The sequence below is a fragment of the Streptomyces sp. NPDC048506 genome (assembly GCF_040651315.1).
Classification (GTDB): Bacteria; Actinomycetota; Actinomycetes; order Streptomycetales; family Streptomycetaceae; genus Streptomyces.
Genome location: NZ_JBEZIX010000018.1, coordinates 118,683 through 139,875, shown reverse-complemented (window position 1 = coordinate 139,875; position 21,193 = coordinate 118,683). Strand labels below are relative to the sequence as shown.

Below are 21,193 nucleotides of genomic sequence, written 5' to 3'. Positions count from 1 at the left end.
CGCCGGTGGCGGAGACCCTGACGGCTTCATGACGGCGGGGTCGGCGTTGCGTCGACGTCCTCGAACGCAAGCGCGGTCCGCGCCGATGGGCAGCCACGATGCGACGTGGTCCGCCGCGCGGACCGGATCGAGCCGTTCGAGCTGTTCGAGCCGTTCCGGCGGCTCGGCGACAGGGGAGTCCGTCAGGCTGGGCGTCCCGGAGGTGTCAGGCGGCGAGTCCGGCGACGCGCCGGGCCGGCTCTCCGGTGAGGTGGTGGACGTACTCGTGCGCCAGGCGGAAGCCGGCGGTCCAGGCGAGGAGACGGCTCGGGCGGTTGTCGCGGGAACAGGTCCAGCTCGGGGTGTGGCCGCGGGCCTCGATGTCCCGGCACAGGGCGGTGACGCAGGCCAGTGCCAGGTGCTGGCGCCGGTGCGCGGGGACGGTCAGGCAGGCGATGTCCTCGTGGGTGCTGCCGCGGAAGTAGGTGCAGGCGAGGGCGAGGACGCGGTCCCTCCGGAACGCCGCCCAGCCGTGCCCGGAGGCGGCGAGACCGGCCGGTCCGCCCCAACTGGCATGGATCCAGGCCAGGTCCGCCCCCAGTGCGGCGAGCGCCGGGGCGTCGTCGGGTGTCACCCGGCGCACCGTCACCCCGTGCGGCGGGCGCGGCGCCGCCACCGTGACGCGGCGGAGGTAGACCATGCGCTCCCACGGCACCAGCCGTTCGAAGGCGCCGGCCAGCAGGGGCAGGAAGCGGGCGGGGGCCTGCACGTAGTGCGCGGTGAAGGGGGCGAGGGCGAGCGGGGCCAGCGCGGTGGGTTCGCCGCGGAGCAGCAGATGGCCGGCGCAGGCCACGGCCACGGCACGCGGATCGACGGCCCGGTCGGCCCAGCAACGAGCCGCTCCGGAGAGCAGCGCATGCTCCGCCAGCGCCGTCGCCCCGGGGGGCCCATCGGCGAACCAGCGGGGGAGGGAGGGGAGTTGGGCGGGCGTGAGTGCGATCACGGGGTCCTCGCTTCGGACGCGGCGGCCGACGGGCCGGCCGGCGGATCACCGAGGGGACGCCGGACGGGCCGTCAGGGAGCAAGGGTGGGTGGTGGATGCGGACGGGACGGGACGGGGGGACGGGAAGGGGGCGGGGAGGCGGGGTGCGGGAGCCCGCTCGGCGGGCGGGGCGTCTCCGTGCGGCACGGGGCACGGCGCGGGGCGCCTACCGTGACAGGGCACGGCCCCGCCCTGACGGCGGAGGGCCGGGAGGCAGCCGGACGCGGTTCACATCCCCCATCACATGCCGGGCCGCGCGCCGCTTCAAGCCTTCCGGGCACCTCTTGACGTACGCCTGATGAGCGGGGGCGAGCGGCGCGGGCCGGCCCGGCCGCGGCCGGAGTGCCCCGTGCTGTCGGCGGGCGAAACCGCCACCGGTTCGGCCTCGGCGGCCCGCCGGACCGACGGGGCCTCGTGCGTACGGGTGAAGCAGACGGGGGGCTTGGTGCGTCGGCGGTTAGAACGCGGCACCCGAACGCACCTATAGAGGCGTGACGGACCCTTTTGATCTGGCGTTGCTGATGCTCGTCCCGTGGGTGTCACCGGGGCGTGGCGCGCAGACGATCCCGGAACTCCCTGACCCGGGGATTCCGCTCGAAGGGCGCGAGCCGTTGGACCAGGCGGGGGAGCGCACCGTGCACGGATCCGGTGGCGAGCTGCTGGTAGTGCCGCAGGGCGTGGAAGCAGTGGTCGACGGCCGCCTCCACCTCGTTCCCGGCCAGCAGGGCGTGGGCGAGCTGGGCGTGCAGCAGCGCACGGGCCCTGTGGTGGGAGGAGGGCCGGCCGGCCAGGGAGTGCCGTAGTTCGGCCGCCGCGCCGTCGTGGTCGCCCAGGCGGGCCAGGACGTGGGCCCGCTGGTAGCGCAGCGCGGCCTCCGGATAGCTGGTGAAGGGGCCCTCCGGGCCGGTCGCCCGGGAATGGTGCTGCTCGGCCGCCAGGAGGTCCCGTGCGGAGGGCCGGTCCTGGCCGGCGCCGGCACGCACCACGGCCCGCCCCGCGTGCAGGAAGGCACGGACGGCCGGCGGTGCGGCCGAGCCGGCGACATCCAGCGCCGCCTCGCCGAGGGCGAGGGCCTGGCGGGGGTCGCCCAGCCGGAGGGCCTGCACGCTCAGGCAGCGCAGGGTGATGGCGTAGCAGTCCCGGTCCTCGGCCGCGCGGGCGAGCCCGAGGGCCACGTTGTAGTAGTGCTGCGCCAGGGCGGCGTGGCCGACCTCGGAGGTCTTGGCGGCGAGCAGGAGCGTCAGATGGGCGGCGCCGGTGCGCAGGGAGCGCCGCACCGCCGGTGTGGCCGGGGCGGAGAGCAGCGGCACCACGTCCTCGGACAGGGAGAGGGCCAGCGCCGACCGCCCGTGCGCGCCGCCGTACTTCTCTCCCATCAGGGCGCTGCACGCGGCCATGGTCTCCAGGCGGGCCGCGTCCGCTGCGGACGCCGGCCGTCCGCTGTCCGGCGTCCGCAGCACGGAGGGCGGCTGCGCCTCCCAGCCGCTGAGCACCGGGGGCGGTGCGGAGATGACCGAGCGGGCCAGCCGGGCCCGTCGGGTGGGGTCGGCGTCCGCCCGGCACAGGGTGGTGAGCCGTCGCACCGGATCGTCGCTCCGCAGGACCGCGGCCACCGCGTCACCGGACTCCTCCGGATCGGTGAACCCGGCGTCCGCGGGCGACAGGCGCCGGCCGATCCGGCGGCCCAGCGCCTGCGCGACCAGCTCGACGACCGGTCTGCGGGGGCGCGATCCCTGGAGCCAGTGGGCCACGGAGGTCCGGTCGTAGCGCAGCCGCAGCCCATGGGTCGTGCCCAGGGCGTTGACGGCGCGGGCGAGGTCGCCGGCGGACCAGTCGGCTTCGGCCAGCAGGGCGGCGAGGACACGGTTGGGGCGACGCCTACGCTTCATGGGCCCTCGGGCCTTCCGGGAGGTGAGTGGGCGTCAGGGGCCGACGTTCAACACGTTCACGCATGCGTGCTCTGCCGGGCGTTCCCACTCGACAGGATTCATGGTTCCGTTAAGGGGCGGATGTTGGCTATGCCCCCGATGGTCGCAGCGAAGTATTTCGGCCATTGGCCCGGCGGGTCAGCGGGGAAAATTCCGCCGGTTCGGTGCACAGGGCGAGTCATCACGTACCACGGCAACACCAGACGCGTCATAAGGCACCTCACGGACCCTTTCGGAAAACGTCCCCCGGAGCGCCGCACAGCGGCGGCCGGCGCTTGGTGTCCGACGTCGCCCTGTCACGTCGGGAGCACCCCATGCCGTCGTCACGCCGCCAGAACATGAAATTGCGAGCCCTTTTGGCGGAGGCCCGATGGACGCAAGCGGCACTCGCCCGGTCGGTGAACAGAGTCGCCGCGGAAATTGACCTGGATCTGCACTACGACCGCACCGCCGTGGCGCATTGGTTGAGCGGTACCCAGCCGGCGGCTCCGGTGCCCGAATTGATAGCGGAGGCGCTGACCCGGCGCCTCGGCAGGTCCGTTTCGCCGAGCGCGGCGGGACTCGTGTGCGAGGGCCCCGCGCCACCGGGCGGCCGATTTCCCGAGCACGGTTCCGCGGCCGAAACCGCGCTCACCGACCTGTGCAGCATGGAGGGCGACCCCGCCCAGCGGGTGTCCGCCCGGCTCCGGCCGTACCGCGAAGCGGAACTCGCACAGCTACGGGCCGCACGGCGGACCCGGGCCGGGCCGCCCACGCCGCGGCACGGCCCGGACGAGGGCGAACTCGCCGTCGTCCGGCTCGCGGTGCGCTTCTACGCGGCCTCGTTCGATGCCCACGGCGGCAGAAGGGTCCGTTCCACCCTGGCCACCTACCTCGCGGACGACATCGCCACCCGGCTGCGGGAAGCCGGCGACGACGAGGTCCACCGCGACCTGCTGGTGGAGGCCTCGCGACTGGTCTTCCTGCTCGCCCGCATGTACCAGGACGCCTCCGTCCACGGGCTGGCCCAACGCCACTTCACCACCGCGTTGCAGCTCGCCGACGAGGCCGGCGACGCGACGGCCTGGGCCGTCGTCCTGCGGGGGCTCAGCGCCCAGGCCCTCGCGCTCGGCCACCGGAAGGCCGCGCTGCACGCCGCCGAGGCCGCCCTGGCGTCCGCCGGCCCGCCGGACGGTGCCACCCGCGCCTTCCTGCTCTCCCAACTCGCCGTCACCCAGGCCTCCTGCGGCCAGCGCAACGAGGCGCTCGCCTCCCTCGGACGCGCCGAGCGGGCCGTCGAGGAGGACCGGCAGCGCCCGCGCGGGTCGGGGCCGTTCACCAGCTACTCGCCCGCCGCGCTCGACTTCCAGAGCGCCCAGGTGCTCCGACACCTGGGGGACCTGCCGGCGGCGTGCACGGCCCTGCACCGCTCCTCGGCGCGACGGCCGGACGACGACCACCGGGGCAGGCGCTCAGCCGTGCCCAGCTCGCCGAAGTCCTCGTCGGTCTCGGCCATGTGGAAGAGGCCTGCGCCGCCTGGAATTCCTTTCTCGATCACTACGCCTTCCTGCGGTCCGGTGCGGCCGATCTCGCCCTCCACCGACTGCGGCAGCTGCTCATCCCCTTTCGCCAACTCCCGGCGGCGACCGCCGTTCTGCGCCGTACGTGCGCCATGGCCTCCGTATCCGCACACCACTGAAACGTCTCCGGCGGCGGCAGCCTTTCACGCGGTTCAACAACCCCGGGCAAGGCGCCGCGGCCACCGGGGCGGCGGCGGTTGTTCAATCGAAGCAGGGACACCGGCAGGAAAGGAACGGGCCATGAGCAGTCCCGCCGCGGAATTCCCGTACGAGAGCACGCCGTTGCGGCGCCCGGTCGGCCATCTCTTTTCGGGCCAGGGCGACTTCGCCGTCAGCCCGCTGGTCCGGGCGGCCCGCGCACACGACAGCGTGCGGAAAGCCGTCATCGAGGTCTTCGGGCAGACGGAAGACGTGGGCAGGGAATTCGGAATCGCCCCGCTGACCGAGGCGTTAATGGGCCAGACGCCCCCCAGCGGCCGCGACCTGGCCGCCGCCACCGTCGGAACCCCCCAACTCGCCCTGTTCTGCTCCTCGATGGCGGTGCACCGCGCCCTCTGCGACATCGGCCTGGCGCCCGACCTGGTGCTCGGGGTGAGCTTCGGCGAGATCGCGGCGCTCACCGCGGCCGGGGTTTTCGCCGTCCCCGAGGGAGCCCGGATCGCCTGTCTGCTGGCCCACCAACTGGCGCACTGCGCGGGCGGTATGACGCTGATCGGCGCGCCGGAGTGCCGCACACACGCCCTGCTGCGCGAGGCCGGCACCCCGGAACTCGCCCTGGCCTGCGTGAACGACCCCGGTGAGACGGTCCTCAGCGGCCCCCTCCCGGCCCTGGAGACGGTGGAGGAACTCGCCCGGCGTCAGGGCCTGTCGGCGTCCCGGCTGCGGCTGCCGTTCTCCTCCCACCACCCGTCGCTGACCGCGCGGGCGGACGCCTTCGCCGCGTCGATCCGCCCGATCGCGGCCCGCGCCGCCCGGCTCCTGGTGCTCTCCGCCGTCCGGCAAGGCCCGTACCGGCCCGGTGACGACGTCCACCGCGGGCTGGCCGACTGCCTGGTCCGGCCCGCGCGGTTGCCCGGAGTCCTGCTCCGGGCGACCGCCCGGAGCAGCGCCCTGCTCCTCGAAGCCGGCACCGGCAGTGCCCTGACCCGCAACGTCCGGCACACCCTGCCGCCCGCTGCGGCCACCGCCCACGCCCCCCTCGCCGAGCCCGGCTTCCCCTGGCCGCACCCCGGCGCCCCGGCCGCCCCGCCGGCCGACGCCCTCCGCACCCCGGAGCCGACCCGATGACCACCTGTGCCCCCACCCCCGGCGAACTGGCGGACCTCATCAACGGCACCGGCCAGGACGAACTGCGCAGCCGTCTGATGTCCACCCTGACCACCGAGGACGAACCGGCCGCCGCAGGCCCCACGGACCGCGCCCACCGCCTCCACCGGCGGCTGCGCCGGCTGGCCGAAACCCTGCCGCCGGCGGCCGAGTTGTGCCGCGATCCGCAGCGGCTCGCGCTGCTCAGCGAGTGCGTCGCGGTCGTCGACCCGCCGCTGTACATGGCGACCCTCTCCCACTACGTGCTGTGCCTGGGATCGGTCGTCGAGCTGACCGACGACCCGGCCCGGCTCGGCCGCCGGTGGGACGCGCTGGCGAGCGCGCGCTCCAAGGGCGTCTTCATGGTCACCGAGATCGGGGACGCCAGCAGCCACCTGGGGATCCGCACCACCGCCGTGTTCGACCCGCACACCAGGGAGTTCGTGCTGCGCACCCCGGACGCCGGAGCGGCCAAGTTCTCCGGCGTCGGCAACCCGCGGCTGCCGCAGACGGCCGTGGTGTGCGCCCGGCTGCGGGTCGGCGGGGCGGACCGCGGGGTGTTCTCCTTCGTGGTCGACCTCACCGACGAGCGGGGCCCGCTGCCGGGCGTGGAGATCTCCGACCGCATCGAAGTACCGGCCCTCCCGCTGGACTACGCGCTGGTGCGCTTCGCCGGAGTACGGCTGGCGTACGACCAGTGGTTGCGCGACCGCGCGTACGTCGACGGCGAGGGACGGTTCCACGATCCGCTCGGCACGCCCGACGCCCGGTTGCAACGCACCCTCTGCGTCGGACGGGGACTGTGGGCGACCCTGCCGTCGGCGGTGGCCGCCATGGCACGGGAGTGCTCCGTACAGGCGCTGCGGTTCTCCGCGCGCCGGCGGGCGCACGGCAGGCTGGCCCCGGGAGCGACGGTGCTCGCCTACCGGAACCAACACCACGCGCTGCTCGGCTGCCTGGCCCGGTCGTTCGCCCTCACCTGCGCCGGCCGAACGGCACGGGAGATCTGGGCCCGGTCCCGCCCCGCGCCGGCCGGCCGCCTCCCCGCGGCCCGCAGCGCGGACGGGATGACCTTCGCCCCGTGGACCGCCGTCGACCGCCCGCTCGCCGTCCTCAAGGCGGTCGCGGTGGCCGGCACCGCACGGGTCGCCGCCGAGTGCCAGCACCGCTGCGGGCTCGCCGGGTTCCTGGGGCCCAACGCGCTGACCGGGTACCACGGCTTCGCCCACGCCTTCGACAGCGCCGGCGGCGACAGCCGGCTGATCGTGCTGGACGCCGGACGGGCCCTCGCCGAGGAGGCCGCCCGCGCCCCCGTGGGCACCGTGCCGCCGCCCGACGTCCCCCCGGACCACCCCGCGTGGTGGCCCGCCCTCGCCCGGGCCCAGGAGGCCAGGCTGACGGACGAGCTGCGCCGCGCCCTGGAGCACCGCACCCAGGCCGGACTGACGGGCCTGGAGCTGTGGAACCCGCTGCTGGACACGACCCGAGAACTCGGCGAGGCCTACGGCGGTCGGCTCGTCGCGGAGAGCCTGGCCGGCGCCCTCGCCGCCGTCCAGGACCCCGAACTGCTGGCGGTGCTGCGCCCGTTGGCGGCCCTGTACGGGGTGGTCGAGGCACGGCGCCACAGCGGCCGACTGCTCTCCGGCGGGCTGCTCGACGCCTCCGCGGTCCGGGCGCTCCCCGGCGTGCTGGACGGCCTGTGCGACCGCCTGCTGCCGCACCTCCCCTTTCTGGAAGAGGCCATGGCCACGCACCCCGGTGGTGCGCCCGTCCCGTTGGGCGCCGACGACTACGCGGCCGCCCTGACCGACTCCCTCAACTGGCTACCGGAAAGGCCGTGATGAGCCACACCTCCCCGACGGTGCCCCGCATCGGCGTCCTGGGCATGGGCACCTACCTCCCCCGCGCCACCCGCAGCAACGAGGACGTCGCGGGTGCGGCAGGCGTCACACCGGAGTGGATCACCCAGCGCACCGGGGTGCACACCCGGCACATGGCCGCCCCCGAAGAGGCCGCATCCGATCTGGCGGCGGCCGCCGTACGGGCCGCGGTGGCGGCCGCCGGGATCGACATCGACCAACTCGACGTGCTGATCGCCGCCACCTCCACCCCCGATGAGCTGGGCCCCTCCACCGCCTGCCGGATCCAGGCCCGGATCGGCGCCCGGTACGCGGTGGCCCTGGACGTCAGCGCGGCCTGTGCCGGCTGGCTGTTCGCGGCCAAGGTCGCCCACGACTGGCTGCGCGGCACGCCCGGAGCCCGCTACGCGGCCGTCGTCGGCGTCGAGGCGTACTCCAAGTTCGTCGACCCCACCGACCGGGGCACCGCGGTGCTCTTCGCGGACGGCGCGGCCGCCGCGATCCTCGGCCCGGTGGCGGACGACGGCGGGTTCGCCGACCTCCGCCTGGGCTCCGACGGCACCGGCGCGCACCACGTCCTCATCCCCGCCGGCGGCAGCCGCATTCCGGCGAGCCCGGCGACGCTCGGCGCACACCGGCACCACATCCACATGGACGGCCGTGCGGTCCGCGACTTCATCGTCCGGATCTTCCCCCAACTCGTCAGCGAGAGCCTGATCCGCAACCGGCTCCGGCTTGCGGACATCGACGCCTTCATCATCCACCAGCCCAACCCGGTCCTGCTGCGCAGCCTCGGCGAGCGCATCGGCATCCCGCCGGAGCGGCTCGTCATCGTCGGGGACGAGGTGGGCAACATCGGCGCCGCGAGCGCCCCCTACGCGCTGGCCACCGCCGCCGCACGGGGTCTGCTGCCGCGCGGCAGCAGGATCCTCGTCGCGGTCTTCGGTGCCGGAGTGACCTGGGGCAGCGCCCTGCTCACCTGGAGCGGGGCGCCCGCCATCCGGATAGCGCCGACCCGTACGTCGCGTACCACCCCGCAGACCCCGCCGCCCGCCCGACCCCGTGCCGCGCAAAGGAGTTCCTCATGACCTCGCTCGCCTCGTTCCGGTTGGACGGCCGACGCGCCCTGGTGACCGGCGCCTCCCGCGGCATCGGCAAGGCCGTGGCCGTGGCGTTCGCCCAGGCCGGCGCCGACCTGGCACTGTCCGCGCGGACCTCGGACGCCCTACGGGAGACCGCCGCGCTGGTGGAGGCCGAGGGGCGGACCGCGGTCCTCGTCCCCGGCGACCTGTCGGCGGCGGGGGCCGCGGACGGCGTGGTGGACGAGGCCGCGGCGAAGCTCGGCGGCCTCGACACCGTGGTGCACAACGCGGGCATCCTCCCCGCCCGGCCGGACGGCAGCCCGGTGCTCGACCCGTTGCAGTACTCCGCCCAGGAGGACTGGGACCAGGTGCTGTCGGTCAACCTCAACGCCACCGCGGCCCTGTGCCGACGGGCGCACCGCCACCTCGCCGGCTCGCCCCGGGCCGGCGTGGTGCTGATGTCCTCCCTCGCCGGGGTGGTCGGCACACCGAGGATGGAGGCGTACGCGGCCTCCAAGGCGGCCCAGATCTCGCTCGCCCGCAGCCTCGCCGTCGGCTGGGCCCGTGACGGCATCCGGGTCAACGCGCTGTGCCCGGGGTGGACCCGCACGGACATGACGGCCTTCGCGTACGGCACGAAGCCGCTGTCCGACTGGCTGACGGCCCACGTCCCGCTGGGCCGTTGGGCGGAGCCGCACGAGGTCGCCTGCGCCGCGCTGTTCCTGGCGTCGCCCGCCGCGTCCTACCTCACCGGGCAGGCCCTGGTGCTCGACGGCGGTGTGTCCGTACCCGACGGCGGACTCGCCGGCATCCCCAAGCCGCCCTCTCCGTTCGCCGCCTGAGCCCATCCACGAGAGGCGAGGAGTGCCGATCATGACCGGGGAGAGCCCCACCGCGACCAGGGAGAGCGCCACCGCCGTGATCCGCGGCATCGGCACCTGTCTGCCACCACGCGTGCTGTCCAACGAGGATGTGCGGCGCCGCGGCGTGCTGGACACCACCGACGAGTGGATCCGCTCCCGCACCGGCATCGCCCGGCGCCGGGCGGCCGAGGACGGCACCAGCACCGGCGACCTCGCGGTGGCCGCCGGTCGGGCCGCACAGGCCTCCGCGCATACCCGCGCGGACCTGGTGCTGGTCGCCACCACCACCCCCGACCGCCGCTGCCCGGCCACCGCCCCCGAGGTCGCCCACCGCCTCGGCCTGGGCACGGTCCCGGCCTTCGACCTGGCGGCCGTGTGCTCCGGTTTCCTCTACGGCCTCGTCGTCGCCACCGCCCTGGTCCGCACCGGGGTCTGCACCCGGCCGCTGGTGATCGGCGCCGAGAAGTACTCCAGCATCATCGACCCGCTGGACCGTGACACCGCGGTGATCTTCGGTGACGGTGCGGGGGCGGTCCTGCTCGGCCCCGGGAAGCGGACCGAGGCCGGGGCGGTCACCGCCCTCGACTGGGGCTCGGACGGCGCCGGCAGCGACCTCATCGCCATCACCGCCGGCGGCTCCCGCCGGCCCGACACCTCGCGCCACCTCACCCGCGAGGAGCGCTACTTCCGGATGAGCGGCCGCGAGGTGTACGGGCAGGCCGTGCGCCGGATGACCGCGTCCTCGCTGGCCGTACTGGAGCGGGCCGGCTGGCCGCCCGACACCGTGGGCGCGTTCATCGGCCACCAGGCCAACCAGCGCATCCTCGACTCGGTCGCCGAACGGGTGGGCATCGCCCGCCGGTACCGCCACGGCAACATCCGCGACGTCGGCAACACCGCGGCGGCCTCCATCCCGCTGGCCCTCGCCGACACCGCCGAGCGCAAGCGCGTCCGCCCGGGGACCCGCACCCTGTTCACCGCCTTCGGCGGCGGACTGACCTGGGCGTCGGTCGCCCTCACCTGGCCCACGGCCCGGCCCTGGAACCACGATCCCGAACCCCTCACCACCACCGATCCCACGCCCCGGAGGAACCAGCCGTGGAAACTGTCTACGACCAGTTGGTGACCGTGCTGACCGAGAAGTTCGAGGTCGACGCCGAGCAGATCCGGCCCGACGTCACCCTCGCCGCCCTGGAACTCGACTCGCTGGCCGTCGTCGAGCTCTACGTCACCCTCCAGGAACACTGGCAGATCCCCCTCGAAGAGGACGACGCCGCCGCAGAACTGACGCTGAATCAGCTCGCGCGGGCCGTCGAGGAGCAGCTGTCCCTGGCGCCGGAACCGTCCGACCGGGGAGCCCCACGGTGAGCGGACCCGACGCACCCGGCCCCGGCCCGGACCGCACGGGGATCGCCGTCACCGGCATCGGCCTGGTCACACCGGCCGGCACCGGTACCGCGCGGACCTGGGCGGGCGTCTGCCGGGGACGGGGCACCGCCGCGGAGGACCCCGCGCTGGCCGGACTGCCGGTCACCCTCTCCTGCCGGGTGCCCGACTTCGACCCCCGGACCCGGGTGCCCGGGGGCCGGCCGTGGCAGCACGACCGGTTCACCCAGTTCGCGCTGGCGGCCGCCCAGGAGGCCGTCACCGACGCCGGACTGGACCCGGACACCTGGGACGGCTCCCGGGTCGCGGTGGTCCTCGGATCGGCGGCCGGGGGAGTGGAGACCTACGAGGCGCAGTTCCGCAGACTGCTCGACGGCGGCCCGCGGGCGGTCTCCCCCCTCACCCTCCCGGCCTTCCTGCCCAACATGGGCGCCGGCCAACTGGCGATCGCCCTCCGGGCCGGCGGGGTGGCGCTGCACACCGCCACCGCCTGCGCCTCGGGTGCCACCGCCGTGGTCATGGCGGCCGTCCTGCTGCGCAGCGGCGCCTGCGACATCGCCGTCGCCGGCGGCGCCGACGCCATGGTCACCCCGATGTGCGCCACGGCCTTCGCGAGGATGGGGGCGCTCTCCCGGCGCCACGGCTCCCCGGCCGCCGCCTCCCGCCCCTTCGACGCCGAACGCGACGGCTTCGTGCTGGCCGAGGGCGCGGGCGTGCTGGTGCTGGAGCGGGGCTCCGACGCCACGGCCCGGGGCGCCCCCGTCCACGCCTGGCTCGCCGGGTACGGCAGCTCCGCCGACGCCCACCACCCCGTCGCCCCCGACCCCGCAGGGCGCGGGCTGCACCGCGCCATGGCGGAGGCGCTGCGCTCGGCCGGCGCGACCCCGCAGGACGTCGGTCACATCAACGCCCACGGGACCGGCACGCCGCTCAACGACCGCACCGAGGCGGCCGTGCTGCAACGGATGTTCCGCGCCGATTCGCCGACGGTGACCTCCGCCAAGGGCGTCCTGGGCCACACCATGGGGGCGGCCGGAGCCATCGAGGCCGCGCTCACCGCGCTGACGGTCGAGCACCAACTGGTGCCGCCCACGGCCAACTTCCACCGCCCCGAGCCGGCGGCCGGGACGCTGAACGTGGTGTCCGGACCGCCCCGCCGCCAGCACATCCGCCTGGCGCTCAGCAACTCCGCGGGCTTCGGCGGCCACAACACCGTGCTCGCCTTCCGCCCCGCCACCGCCCCGAGCCGCACTGGAGGGTAGATGCCGACCCCTGTACCCCGCTCCTCCCTGCCCGGCCCCCGCGCCCCACGTGGCCGGCTCGACGCCCTCTACGCCGAGGTCCAGCGGCGCGATCCGGGGGAGCCGGAGTTCCACCAGGCGGTGCGCGAGGTCCTGGACTCGCTCGGCCCGTCCCTCGCCCGGCACCCGGAGTTCGCCGAACCGGGACTGATGGAACGCGTCGCCGAGCCCGAACGGCAGATCGTCTTCCGGGTCCCCTGGCAGGACGACTCCGGCACGACCCGGGTGAACCGCGGCTTCCGGGTGGAGTTCAGCAGCACCCTCGGCCCGTACAAGGGCGGCCTGCGGTTCCACCCGTCGGTGAACCTCGGGATCGTCAAGTTCCTGGCGTTCGAGCAGGTGTTGAAGAACGCGCTCACCGGGCTCGGCCTCGGCGGCGGGAAGGGCGGCAGCGACTTCGACCCCCGCGGCCGCTCCGAGCCGGAGGTGATGCGCTTCTGCCAGTCCTTCATGACCGAACTCCACCGCCACGTCGGCGAGCACACCGACATACCGGCCGGCGACATCGGCGTGGGCGGCCGGGAGATCGGCTTCCTCTTCGGCCAGTACCGACGGATCACCAACCGGTGGGAGCCCGGCGTGCTCACCGGCAAGGGCCGCGACTGGGGCGGATCCGCGCTCCGCAGCCAGTCCACCGGGTACGGGAACGTGCTCTACGCCGCCCACCTGCTCCGGACCCGCGGCGAGGAGCTGGCGGGCCGGCGGGTGGTGGTCTCCGGCTCGGGCAACGTGGCGGTGCATTCGATCGAAAAGGCCCAGGAGTTGGGGGCCCATGTGCTCACCGCCTCGGACTCCGACGGCTGTGTGGTGGACGAGAAGGGCATCGACGTCCCCCTCCTCCGGGAGATCAAGGAAGTCGAACGCGGGCGCATCAGCGCCTATGCCGAACGGCGCGGCGCCTCGGCCCGGTACCTGCCCGGCGGCCGGGTCTGGGACGTCCCGGCCGATGTCGCGCTCCCCTCGGCCACCCAGAACGAACTGGACGCCGGCGCCGCACTGGCCTTGCTGCGGCACGGCGTCAGGGTGGTGTCCGAGGGCGCGAACATGCCCACCACGCCCGAAGCGATCCGCATCCTTCAGGGCGCCGGGGTGGCGTTCGGCCCAGGCAAGGCCGCCAACGCCGGCGGGGTGGTCACCAGCGCCTTCGAGATGCAGCAGAACGCGCAACGGGACACCTGGAGTTCCGCGTGGGTCGAGGAGCGGCTCGCCCTCGTGATGCGCACGATCCACGACACCTGCGCCGAGACCGCCGCACTCCACGGCGCCCCCGGGAACCATGTGCTCGGCGCCAACATCGCCGCCTTCGAACGACTCGCCGCCGCCATGCTCGCCCAGGGCGTCGTGTAGCGGAGGGGGCGCGTCGGCCGGGTGCGAGCGGATCACCGGCCGCGGCCGACGGGCACCTTCCCAAAGGCCCTGAGCGGCATGACGACTCGCCTTAGAGTGAGGCGATGACCACGACCTGGCACGCCTCCGACCCAGGTGTCCTGCGGCTTCCGTCCGGGCGCCTCGTCCGGGGCCGCGGGCTGCGCCGGCCGCTGCCGGCCGGTCCGACGCCCACCTACGCCGTCCATCTGCTCGGCACACAGCCGCCCGAGGTCCCCTGGGAAGCGTGCTGGCTGCGCTGGCCGGACTTCCGGCTGCCCAGCAGCCACACCCGGGCCCGGGCCGTGCTCGGCGAGGCCTGGGACCGGGCGGCCACCGAGCGCGTCGAGGTCGCCTGCGGCGGCGGCCGCGGCCGCACCGGCACCGCGCTGGCCGCGCTCGCCGTCCTGGACGGCGTACCCGCCGACCGGGCAGTGGAGTTCGTCCGCCGGCACTACCACCACCGCGCCGTGGAGACCCCCTGGCAGAAGCGCTACGTACGCCGCTTCGCCGCCTGACGGCGACGCTCCGACGAGCCTGAGTCCCAGGGCGCGTTCCTCGGGCAGGGCACCGAGGGCAGACGCTCCTCGACCACCGACGACCGCGGACTCCGTCATCTGGCCGGGAGTTTGAGGGTGAAGCGGGCGCCGCCGCGTGCACTGGCGTCGACGGTGAGGGTGCCGTTGTGGGCGTGGGCGACCCAGGAGGCGATGGACAGACCGAGGCCGGTGGAGTCGGCGCCGCTGTGGAACCGCTCGAAGAGGGAGTGGGCCAGGGCGGGCGAGACGCCCGGTCCCGCGTCGTCGACGGTGAGGGTTCCGTCAGCCGTCACCGTGATGTCCACCGTGGCGGGGCGGCCGGGGGCGTGGCCGTGGGTGAGGGCGTTGTCGAGCAGGTTGGCCACCGCGCGACGGAGCAGGTCCGGGTCGCCGGTGACGACGGTCGGCCGGGCATCGACGGTGATCTGATGGCCGTCGTGCGGGGTGTCGGCGACGATCACCTCGACGAGCTGGTCGAGGCGCAGCGGCTCGCGGACCGTGGTGCCCACGCCTGCCATGAGTCTGGCGCGGGTCAGGAGTCCGTCCACCAGGCCGCCCATGCGTGTGGCGAGGCTCAGGGTGCGCTGGAGTGCCACGGTGCGCTGGGTCTCGTCGCGCAGGGCCGTCTCGGCGAGGGCACGGAGCGAGGTGGCCGGGGTGCGCAGATCGTGGGCGGCGTCGGCGAGGAACGTCTCCTGCTGGTGCAGTGCGGTCAGCGCGGGGCGGATCGCGCGGCCGGAGAGAAGATGTCCGGCTACTGCCGAGAGCGAGATCAGCACCGCACAGCCGGCCAGCAGTCGGGTGGCCAGCATGAGGTGTTCCTCGTCGGTGGGGGCGGTGCCCAGGGCGCCGACGATCGCGCCTTCGGTCCTGCCGACCGATCCGAAGGCCAGGGCGACGAGGCGGACCGGTGCGCCGTCCTTGGCGCGGACGTCGGCGGTGGCCGGCGACTTCGGATTCCGCAGGGCGGTGGCGGCCACCGCCCGCAGGGCCGCGGGGCTGCCGTTGAGGCAGGAGCGGCGGGGCGCGTGCACGACGGTGATCCGGCTGGGCGTGCCGGACAGGACGGTCAGCGCCGGGCAGTCGGTGCCCATGGCGTTCTCCAGGCGTTCGACGCTGATCCGGCCCTTGTCGTCGGTGTCGAGCAGCAGGACGGCCCCCTTGACCTGCATGGCCAGCGAGGCGTCGAGTTCCCGCTGCCGGGCGATGGCATCGTTGTCAATGGCGAACGCGGCGAGCGCTGTCAGGCCGATGGCGCTGGTGAGGGTGAACAGGGCGGTGAGCCGCCGGCGCAGCCGGTGGATGCGCGCCGCGGCCGTCCTCAACGGGTACCTGCGGCCGTCAGGCGGTAGCCCACACCGCGGACGGTGTGGATCAGCGGGGGGTTGCCGAGCTTGCGGCGCAGCTGGGAGACGAGGACTTCGACGACGTTGGAGTTGGGTTCGGCCATCTCGTCCCAGCACTTCTCGATCAGCTCGGCGCGCGGTACGACCTGGTCGGGGCGGGCCACCAGCGCCTCCAGCAGGGCGTACTCCTTGTTGGTGAGGAGCAACAGCACGCCCTCGCGGCGGACTTGGCGCCGGGCGGAGTCGATCTCCAGACCGGCGAAGCGGGACACCGGCGGACGGACCGTCCCGGCCCGTCGGCACAGGCACCGTACCCGGGCGACCAGCTCGGGCAGGGCGAAGGGCTTGACGAGGTAGTCGTCTCCGCCGCCCGCGAACCCCTCGCACCGGTCGGTGACGGTGTCCCGGGCGGTGAGGAACAGCACCGGCACCGTCCGGCCGGCGCGCCGCGCGTCATGCACATAGGCGACGGCGTCCCCCGAGGGCAGCATCCGGTCGAAGACCACGCAGTCGTACTCGGTGACGAACAACGCCTCGTCCGCGAACGGAAGGTCGGCGGCCTCGTCGACGGCCAGTCCGTCGCCGCGCAGGGCGGTGGCCACGGCATATCGCAGATCCTGGTCGTCCTCGACCACTAGTACGCGCACGGCCGTCAGGATGTCACAGCGGGGACTGGATCCCGCCGTCGTGAACTCGTCCTCATCAAATGGTCATGTTCGGGTGTTCGGAGCGGAGTTGTGCGGTGCGGCGGGGCGGGTCGCCGGCCTGCGCGAGTGGGCTCGGGCCGGTCCTGGGAGCAGTGCCGGCTCTCCGGATCATCAAATCCTCAGGTTCGGTGGGCGAGGGTGCAGCGAAATCACCGTCGGGTTGACGAGATGGGGAAACACCAGTGCCACGCCCACCCGCCATACCGGCCGACCAGAAGGTCGCCGTAGTCCTCGCCGTCCTGTCCGGCGACACCACCGCAGCCGAAGCGGCACGCGCTGCGGGCGTATCGGACCAGGCCGTCAGCTGTTGGAAACGCCGCTTCATCGCTGCGGGGCGTGACGGCCTCGAAGCCCATACGAACGAGTCCACCCGTCGCGAGCAGCAGCTCATCAGCGAAATCGCCCGGCTGAAGAGGGCCTTGGGCGACTCGTACCTGCAAATCCAGTCCATACGCGCACGACTGCGTACTCGCTAGCCGGGCGACTGGGCACGACAGGAAAACGACACGGTGCGGCCTCCCGGAAGGGTTCCGGAAGGCCGCACCTCAATGCGCGCTGCCGTTCAGCAGACCTACGGACGCAGGGACATCGCGACGGAGCCCAGACCGGCGCCGGTAATGGCCCAGCTGATGGTGGTCAGAGCCGGGGTCGTGGCCGGCGCGTCGCCGGTGGCGGCGGTGCCGTATTCGTCGGCGGTGGTGTAGGCGGTGTATCCAGCGATGAGCTTCTCGTCCACGAGGGAGGGTTCCTTTCTTCGGTCCGTGGAAAGCTGTTCAGCAGACCTTCTCGAACGTCATGACGGATGCGCCGAACGACGCGATGACGACACCGATCTGCGGGGTCGTGGCGGGGGCCTCGCCGGTGGCGGCGGTGCCGTATTCGTCGGCGGTGGTGTAGGCGGTGTAGCCGGCGATGAGCTTCTCGTCCATGGCAGCTCTCCTCTGTTCTGTTTGCTTCTGGCGTGTAGGTGGGGTGCTGGGTGGGGAATTCAGCAGTGCTCGATGATGGTCACGCCGCCTGTGAGGCCGGAGACAGGGGTGAAGATGGTGATCGTCGCCGGGCTCGTGGAGGCCGGGGCCTCACCGGTGGCGGCGGCACCGTACTCGTCGGCGGTGGTGTAGGCGGTGTAACCGGAAATGAGCTTCTCGTCCATGGAAAACCTCTTACGCTTCTGGAATATCCGGCCGGACCTCCGACGGGGGATCCGGAGAGCAATCTGACGACTGCTGTTGGGTGATACCTCACCACGTCGCTCATTGAACGGTCGAGAGCAATACCCATCCATCTTGCAGAGCCACGGCGTTGGCCTCGGCTTTTGATGCGGAAAGCGAAACTTCCCTTGATGGTTGAGACGGAGGGCGGATATGTAGTGGAACAGCCCACCACCGCTGCCGGAGCATGAAAGAGTGCGGCCTCCGGAAATCTCCGGAGGCCGCACCATGGTGGTCTGTTCAGCAGTGGTCCCGGACGGTGATGACGCCGAGGGGAGGGCTGATGACCACCGTCAGGAACGAGGGCGTGGTGCCCGGTGCGTCGCCGGTGGCGGCGGCGCTGTATTCGTCGGCGGTGGTGTAGGCGGTGTATCCGGCGATGAGCTTCTCGTCCACGATGGGGTTTCCTCGCTTGAGCGTGTTCCCGGTGGGCCGGGAGTACGGGAATGATGGAGTGCGGCCTCCGGAAAAGGGTTTCCGGAGGCCGCGCCGTGGTGGTCTACCAGCTCACGACGGAGATGTGCGGAATGCTCACCGCGGTGCCACAGGCGTACGTTGAGCGCACCAGTGTGGGTTGGGTGTCCGGCCCGCCGACCAGGGAGTCCACCTCACCGAACTCGGCTGATTCCGCACAGAACACGTATCCCGGAAGCTGATTCTCCGGCACGGTCGACACGGGTGTTCGGTATCCGGGTCGTCGGACGTTCAGCACTGTGCGGTGACGCTCAGGGCGGAAACCCCGCCCAGCGACGCTATGCTCGCCGTCGAACCCACGGTGATGGCGATCGTGGTCAACGGAGTGGTGGCGGGGGCGTCGCCGGTGGCGGCTGCGCTGTATTCGTCGGCGGTGGTGTAGGCGGCGTAACCGGCGATGAGCTTCTCGTTCATGATGGGGTTTCCTCTCCCGAGTGCGGTTCTGACGGATTCAGAACGGGGATTTCGACCAACAGCGCCTGCGGCTGTTGTTGGGGGAGATCTCACCACGCAGCCGAGTGCGCAGTCGACAGTGGAATACCTTCGTCTTGCGACGGTGCGGAGCTGACCTCGGGATATGAGGAAGGAATCGAAACTTTCGCATCATGGTTGAAGGCGAGGTACCGAGGTGTATCCATACCCTGGCCGATATCGCAACCGCCTCACAACGACAAGGAGTGCGGACTTCCGGCAGGGTTCCGGAAGTCCGCACTCTGGTGTTCATCGGGAAGATGTCTCACCTCACATGGGTGGGAAGCCACGCGATTCCCAAGGAAAGCGCTACCGCCAGCGTCGTGATAGCCGTGGCCGGTGCGGCATCGGTGGCGGCGGCGCCGTACTCGTCGGCGGTGGTGTAGGCGGTGTAACCGGTGATGAGCTGCTCGTTCATGACGGGAGACCTCTCTTCGACTCGTTAAAGGGTGTTCAGCACTGGGTGTTGATCGTTGCGACTTCGGTGACGGGAGGGCCGCTCGGAGCGGTGGGGATGCCGATCGTCAGATCCTCCGTTGTGACGGCCGTGGCGGGGGCGGCGCCAGTGGCGACGGAGCTGTATTCGGCGGCGGTCGTGTAGGCGGCGTAGCCGGCGATGAGATTCTCGCTCACGATGAAAGACTCCTCGGTGTGTGGAGGTATGCCAGGTGGCCCGGAACGGGCTCCCAGGTCAGAAGTTCTGTAGGACGTTCACGATCGGCGACGACAGGTTGCGCGCCGGCTCGCTCGGGTCGATACCCGCGTCGATGAACGCCGCAGCGACGACCTCGGCCACCGGCTCCCGCTCGCCGTGCGGCAGGGCGGCGTGCTCGACGAGCGCATCGGCGAACACCTGGGCGCGGTGCTGCCCGAAGCTCATCTCCCGCCGGGACGGTCGCGGGTCGTCCGGCTCGAACGCGCAGCCCACCGACGCGGTGACGGCCTGCGTGAACGGTGAAGTCCCCTCGCCCAACAGGCCGGTGGCCTGGAGCAGCTCGGCGCAGTCGCGGGCCACGCGCCATCCCGGGCGCGTCAGATAGACCACGACGGCGTCGTTGCGCGGGTACAGCAGACGGGACGAGGAGATCTTCGCGCGCCAGGGGATACCGGCGCCCTCCAGGAACGTCACCAGCTCGCGCCACACCGCCGGCGCGGCATCCGGATCGTCCAGGCGACCGTAGAGCCTCAATAGCGGGCCGGTGCTCGCGCTTCCGCTCGAAGTGGCGAGGAAGAACCCGGGGGACAGACCCGGCCGCGCGCTCGGCAGGACGACCTTGGCCCGGTCGTCCGAGCGGTCGGCGATCGCCTGGTGCCCAGTGCGCACCCGCACTCCGTCGAACTCCACGATCGCATGGTCCTCGTCGGCACCGATCAGCCGTCCGGCGACGGACATGGTGCGCGGCCCGGTCGCCTCGTCCAGCGCCGCGTCGAAGGCCCGGTCACGCCACGATCGCACGGTGATGTCGAGGGGTTTGTCCCGCCCGGTGTGCAGCGTCTGGTAGAGGACGGCGCCGAGTTCGCGGGCCAGGGCCTGCTGGGTTTCGGCCTCGTAGACCTCACCCGCCGTCTCGGCCCGCAGCCCACCGTCGGCCACGGTGACGTCGTCGAGGAGAGCGGCGATCTTGTCCGCGAGGGCCAGGTGTTCTTGCCGCATCCGTCAAACCTCCAGGCCCAGGGACGAGACGAAGTCGTCCGGAGAGAGCAGCACGGTGCGTCCGATGCCGGCGGCTGCCTTGTTGATCGGCGAAAGCGTCGCGGAGTTCGCCGCGCCGGCGAGCATCCGGTCGATCATGTGCCAGCCGGCGTAGGCGGCGGCCCGGACACCGAGTTCCTTGTCCGCACGGGCCGTTGCCGGTGCAGCGTCCAGATAGGCGCGGAAGAAGCGCCTGACCTTCGGGGTGCGCTGCTCTATTTCGCCGACGCCGGTGGCGATGATCTCCTCATGGGTGGCGGTGTGGCCGAGGGGCGAGGCGTCGGCCAGCGTCGCCGGTATCTTCGCGGCGGCCTGGAAGAGCCACTCGCCGGCGAACGCGCCGATGTCGCGGGCCGGATCGCCGATCCGTGCCTCCTCGAAGTCGGTCAGGTGGAGCGTGCCGTCCGCCAGCAGGAACTGGTCGAACCGCACATCGCCGTGGATGAGGCAACGCGACGGAATCCGTTCCGTATCCGCGGCCCGCAGGGTCCGAAGGGCTTCTACGAGCGGCTGGTCCGCGTGCAGCAGGCGCCACATCGCCAGTTCCGCTCCCGACGCCTGAAGGTAGTGCCGGAGGGGGATCGCCTCCAGGCTCGCGACCGGCGGCAGCGGGTGTGCACTGGTGTCGAAGCCCTCCCCGTCCAGGCCGTGCACGGCCGCCAGCATCGAGCCGGCCCGGTCGCACAGGGCCTCGTCGAAGGCGTCGCGGGCGGCCAGTTCGGCTCCGGACTCGCCGCCGGACAGGTACTCGAACACCAGGAGCGAGGTGTCCGGGTCGGTGCCGATCAGCCGAGGGGTGTCCAGTACGTCACGGCCGGCGGCCCATATCGCCTCCGTGCGCTTCATGCGTTCCGCGTGGTCGCCACTGCCGAGTTGTTTGACGAACACCGGTGTGCCGTCGACCGTGGTGCCGGCCCAATTGTCGTTGCGTCCCGTGGCGCTGCTGACCGTTGTGGGATCGAAGCGCCCCAGCCCGAGCCGGCTGAGCAATGCGTCGACATGTGGGACGTCCGCGAGGTGGACTGGTCGGAATCGCGGCGCCCGATCTCGGACGCGGATTGTTTTCTCCATGGGCCGGGAGCG

The 21,193-nt window shown here is 72.9% G+C and carries 23 protein-coding genes; 10 read left to right on the top strand and 13 right to left on the bottom strand.

Annotated features, from left to right (window positions below; all coding sequences use genetic code 11):
• Positions 1 to 205 precede the first annotated feature (205 nt).
• On the bottom strand, positions 206 to 982 hold the full coding sequence (locus AB0C96_RS17245) for a GNAT family N-acetyltransferase (RefSeq protein WP_362918220.1): 777 nt from the start codon (positions 980 to 982) through the stop codon (positions 206 to 208).
• A gap of 578 nt (positions 983 to 1,560) precedes the next feature.
• Positions 1,561 to 2,910, bottom strand: coding sequence for a hypothetical protein (locus AB0C96_RS17240; protein ID WP_362918218.1), 1,350 nt, complete (start codon positions 2,908 to 2,910; stop codon positions 1,561 to 1,563).
• A 437-nt stretch (positions 2,911 to 3,347) separates the two neighbouring features.
• On the opposite strand from AB0C96_RS17240, the gene AB0C96_RS17235 reads away from it, so the two are divergent.
• From AB0C96_RS17235 to AB0C96_RS17195, 9 genes are all read left to right on the top strand, one after another.
• A complete protein-coding gene (locus tag AB0C96_RS17235) occupies positions 3,348 to 5,795 on the top strand; it encodes an acyltransferase domain-containing protein (RefSeq protein WP_362918216.1) in 2,448 nt (815 codons plus the stop codon).
• The gene (locus AB0C96_RS17230) at positions 5,792 to 7,654 is read left to right on the top strand and encodes an acyl-CoA dehydrogenase (RefSeq protein WP_362918214.1); all 1,863 of its coding nucleotides are present in this window, start codon (positions 5,792 to 5,794) and stop codon (positions 7,652 to 7,654) included. The genes AB0C96_RS17235 and AB0C96_RS17230 overlap by 4 nt, the downstream gene beginning before the upstream one ends.
• Positions 7,654 to 8,760: a ketoacyl-ACP synthase III gene (locus AB0C96_RS17225; RefSeq protein WP_362918212.1), complete on the top strand. Its 1,107-nt coding sequence runs from the start codon at positions 7,654 to 7,656 to the stop codon at positions 8,758 to 8,760. The genes AB0C96_RS17230 and AB0C96_RS17225 overlap by 1 nt, the downstream gene beginning before the upstream one ends.
• On the top strand, positions 8,757 to 9,596 hold the full coding sequence (locus AB0C96_RS17220; protein ID WP_362918210.1) for an SDR family NAD(P)-dependent oxidoreductase: 840 nt from the start codon (positions 8,757 to 8,759) through the stop codon (positions 9,594 to 9,596). The genes AB0C96_RS17225 and AB0C96_RS17220 overlap by 4 nt, the downstream gene beginning before the upstream one ends.
• A gap of 31 nt (positions 9,597 to 9,627) precedes the next feature.
• Entirely contained in the window at positions 9,628 to 10,743 is a 1,116-nt protein-coding gene (locus AB0C96_RS17215; protein WP_362918208.1) for a beta-ketoacyl-ACP synthase III, read from the top strand.
• On the top strand, positions 10,716 to 10,985 hold the full coding sequence (locus AB0C96_RS17210) for an acyl carrier protein (protein ID WP_362918206.1): 270 nt from the start codon (positions 10,716 to 10,718) through the stop codon (positions 10,983 to 10,985). Before AB0C96_RS17215 ends, AB0C96_RS17210 begins: the two co-directional genes overlap by 28 nt.
• Positions 10,982 to 12,265, top strand: coding sequence for a beta-ketoacyl-[acyl-carrier-protein] synthase family protein (locus tag AB0C96_RS17205; RefSeq protein ID WP_362918204.1), 1,284 nt, complete (start codon positions 10,982 to 10,984; stop codon positions 12,263 to 12,265). The genes AB0C96_RS17210 and AB0C96_RS17205 overlap by 4 nt, the downstream gene beginning before the upstream one ends.
• Complete coding sequence (gene gdhA / locus AB0C96_RS17200) at positions 12,266 to 13,651, top strand: NADP-specific glutamate dehydrogenase (RefSeq protein ID WP_362918202.1); 1,386 nt, start codon at positions 12,266 to 12,268, stop codon at positions 13,649 to 13,651.
• A gap of 104 nt (positions 13,652 to 13,755) precedes the next feature.
• On the top strand, positions 13,756 to 14,187 hold the full coding sequence (locus tag AB0C96_RS17195) for a protein-tyrosine phosphatase family protein (RefSeq protein WP_362918200.1): 432 nt from the start codon (positions 13,756 to 13,758) through the stop codon (positions 14,185 to 14,187).
• Positions 14,188 to 14,282: 95 nt separating this feature from the next.
• Here the strand turns inward: AB0C96_RS17195 and AB0C96_RS17190 are convergent, their stop codons facing one another.
• On the bottom strand, positions 14,283 to 15,533 hold the full coding sequence (locus AB0C96_RS17190; RefSeq protein ID WP_362918198.1) for a HAMP domain-containing sensor histidine kinase: 1,251 nt from the start codon (positions 15,531 to 15,533) through the stop codon (positions 14,283 to 14,285).
• On the bottom strand, positions 15,530 to 16,201 hold the full coding sequence (locus AB0C96_RS17185) for a response regulator transcription factor (RefSeq protein ID WP_362918196.1): 672 nt from the start codon (positions 16,199 to 16,201) through the stop codon (positions 15,530 to 15,532). Before AB0C96_RS17185 ends, AB0C96_RS17190 begins: the two co-directional genes overlap by 4 nt.
• Positions 16,202 to 16,443: 242 nt before the next feature.
• Here AB0C96_RS17185 and AB0C96_RS17180 point away from each other — a divergent pair, with 242 nt between their 5' ends.
• The gene (locus AB0C96_RS17180; protein ID WP_362918194.1) at positions 16,444 to 16,737 is read left to right on the top strand and encodes a helix-turn-helix domain-containing protein; all 294 of its coding nucleotides are present in this window, start codon (positions 16,444 to 16,446) and stop codon (positions 16,735 to 16,737) included.
• 95 nt (positions 16,738 to 16,832) lie between these two features.
• Here AB0C96_RS17180 and AB0C96_RS17175 read toward each other — a convergent pair whose 3' ends face one another.
• The 9 genes from AB0C96_RS17175 to lxmK all read right to left on the bottom strand — a co-directional run bounded on the left by AB0C96_RS17175 (position 16,833) and on the right by lxmK (position 21,181).
• Entirely contained in the window at positions 16,833 to 16,997 is a 165-nt protein-coding gene (locus tag AB0C96_RS17175) for an LxmA leader domain family RiPP (RefSeq protein ID WP_362918192.1), read from the bottom strand.
• Between the two features lie 37 nt (positions 16,998 to 17,034).
• Positions 17,035 to 17,190 (bottom strand): LxmA leader domain family RiPP, encoded by a 156-nt coding sequence (locus AB0C96_RS17170; protein ID WP_362918190.1) that lies wholly within the window; start codon positions 17,188 to 17,190, stop codon positions 17,035 to 17,037.
• 59 nt (positions 17,191 to 17,249) lie between these two features.
• Positions 17,250 to 17,414, bottom strand: coding sequence for an LxmA leader domain family RiPP (locus tag AB0C96_RS17165; RefSeq protein WP_362918188.1), 165 nt, complete (start codon positions 17,412 to 17,414; stop codon positions 17,250 to 17,252).
• A gap of 298 nt (positions 17,415 to 17,712) precedes the next feature.
• Positions 17,713 to 17,868: an LxmA leader domain family RiPP gene (locus AB0C96_RS17160; RefSeq protein ID WP_362918186.1), complete on the bottom strand. Its 156-nt coding sequence runs from the start codon at positions 17,866 to 17,868 to the stop codon at positions 17,713 to 17,715.
• Between the two features lie 309 nt (positions 17,869 to 18,177).
• A complete protein-coding gene (locus AB0C96_RS17155) occupies positions 18,178 to 18,360 on the bottom strand; it encodes an LxmA leader domain family RiPP (protein ID WP_362918184.1) in 183 nt (60 codons plus the stop codon).
• A 322-nt stretch (positions 18,361 to 18,682) separates the two neighbouring features.
• Positions 18,683 to 18,835, bottom strand: coding sequence for an LxmA leader domain family RiPP (locus tag AB0C96_RS17150; protein WP_362918182.1), 153 nt, complete (start codon positions 18,833 to 18,835; stop codon positions 18,683 to 18,685).
• A 35-nt stretch (positions 18,836 to 18,870) separates the two neighbouring features.
• A complete protein-coding gene (locus AB0C96_RS17145) occupies positions 18,871 to 19,050 on the bottom strand; it encodes a hypothetical protein (RefSeq protein WP_362918180.1) in 180 nt (59 codons plus the stop codon).
• 58 nt (positions 19,051 to 19,108) lie between these two features.
• Positions 19,109 to 20,071, bottom strand: coding sequence for a T3SS effector HopA1 family protein (locus AB0C96_RS17140; RefSeq protein ID WP_362918178.1), 963 nt, complete (start codon positions 20,069 to 20,071; stop codon positions 19,109 to 19,111).
• Positions 20,072 to 20,074: 3 nt separating this feature from the next.
• Positions 20,075 to 21,181 carry a class V lanthionine synthetase subunit LxmK gene (gene lxmK / locus AB0C96_RS17135; RefSeq protein ID WP_362918176.1) on the bottom strand — a complete coding sequence of 369 codons (1,107 nt, stop codon included), beginning with the start codon at positions 21,179 to 21,181 and terminating at the stop codon, positions 20,075 to 20,077.
• Between the last annotated feature and the right edge of the window lie 12 nt (positions 21,182 to 21,193).

Coding starts and splice junctions, on each gene's coding strand:
- AB0C96_RS17230 (WP_362918214.1), top strand. CDS start 5,792: ATGACCACCTGTGCCCCCACCCCCGGCGAACTGGCGGACCTCATCAAC.
- lxmK (WP_362918176.1), bottom strand. CDS start 21,181: ATGGAGAAAACAATCCGCGTCCGAGATCGGGCGCCGCGATTCCGACCA.
- AB0C96_RS17170 (WP_362918190.1), bottom strand. CDS start 17,190: ATGGACGAGAAGCTCATCGCCGGCTACACCGCCTACACCACCGCCGAC.
- AB0C96_RS17215 (WP_362918208.1), top strand. CDS start 9,628: ATGACCGGGGAGAGCCCCACCGCGACCAGGGAGAGCGCCACCGCCGTG.
- AB0C96_RS17195 (WP_362918200.1), top strand. CDS start 13,756: ATGACCACGACCTGGCACGCCTCCGACCCAGGTGTCCTGCGGCTTCCG.
- AB0C96_RS17240 (WP_362918218.1), bottom strand. CDS start 2,910: ATGAAGCGTAGGCGTCGCCCCAACCGTGTCCTCGCCGCCCTGCTGGCC.
- AB0C96_RS17165 (WP_362918188.1), bottom strand. CDS start 17,414: ATGGACGAGAAGCTCATTTCCGGTTACACCGCCTACACCACCGCCGAC.
- AB0C96_RS17225 (WP_362918212.1), top strand. CDS start 7,654: ATGAGCCACACCTCCCCGACGGTGCCCCGCATCGGCGTCCTGGGCATG.
- AB0C96_RS17220 (WP_362918210.1), top strand. CDS start 8,757: ATGACCTCGCTCGCCTCGTTCCGGTTGGACGGCCGACGCGCCCTGGTG.
- AB0C96_RS17150 (WP_362918182.1), bottom strand. CDS start 18,835: ATGAACGAGCAGCTCATCACCGGTTACACCGCCTACACCACCGCCGAC.
- AB0C96_RS17140 (WP_362918178.1), bottom strand. CDS start 20,071: ATGCGGCAAGAACACCTGGCCCTCGCGGACAAGATCGCCGCTCTCCTC.
- AB0C96_RS17155 (WP_362918184.1), bottom strand. CDS start 18,360: ATGAACGAGAAGCTCATCGCCGGTTACGCCGCCTACACCACCGCCGAC.
- gdhA (WP_362918202.1), top strand. CDS start 12,266: ATGCCGACCCCTGTACCCCGCTCCTCCCTGCCCGGCCCCCGCGCCCCA.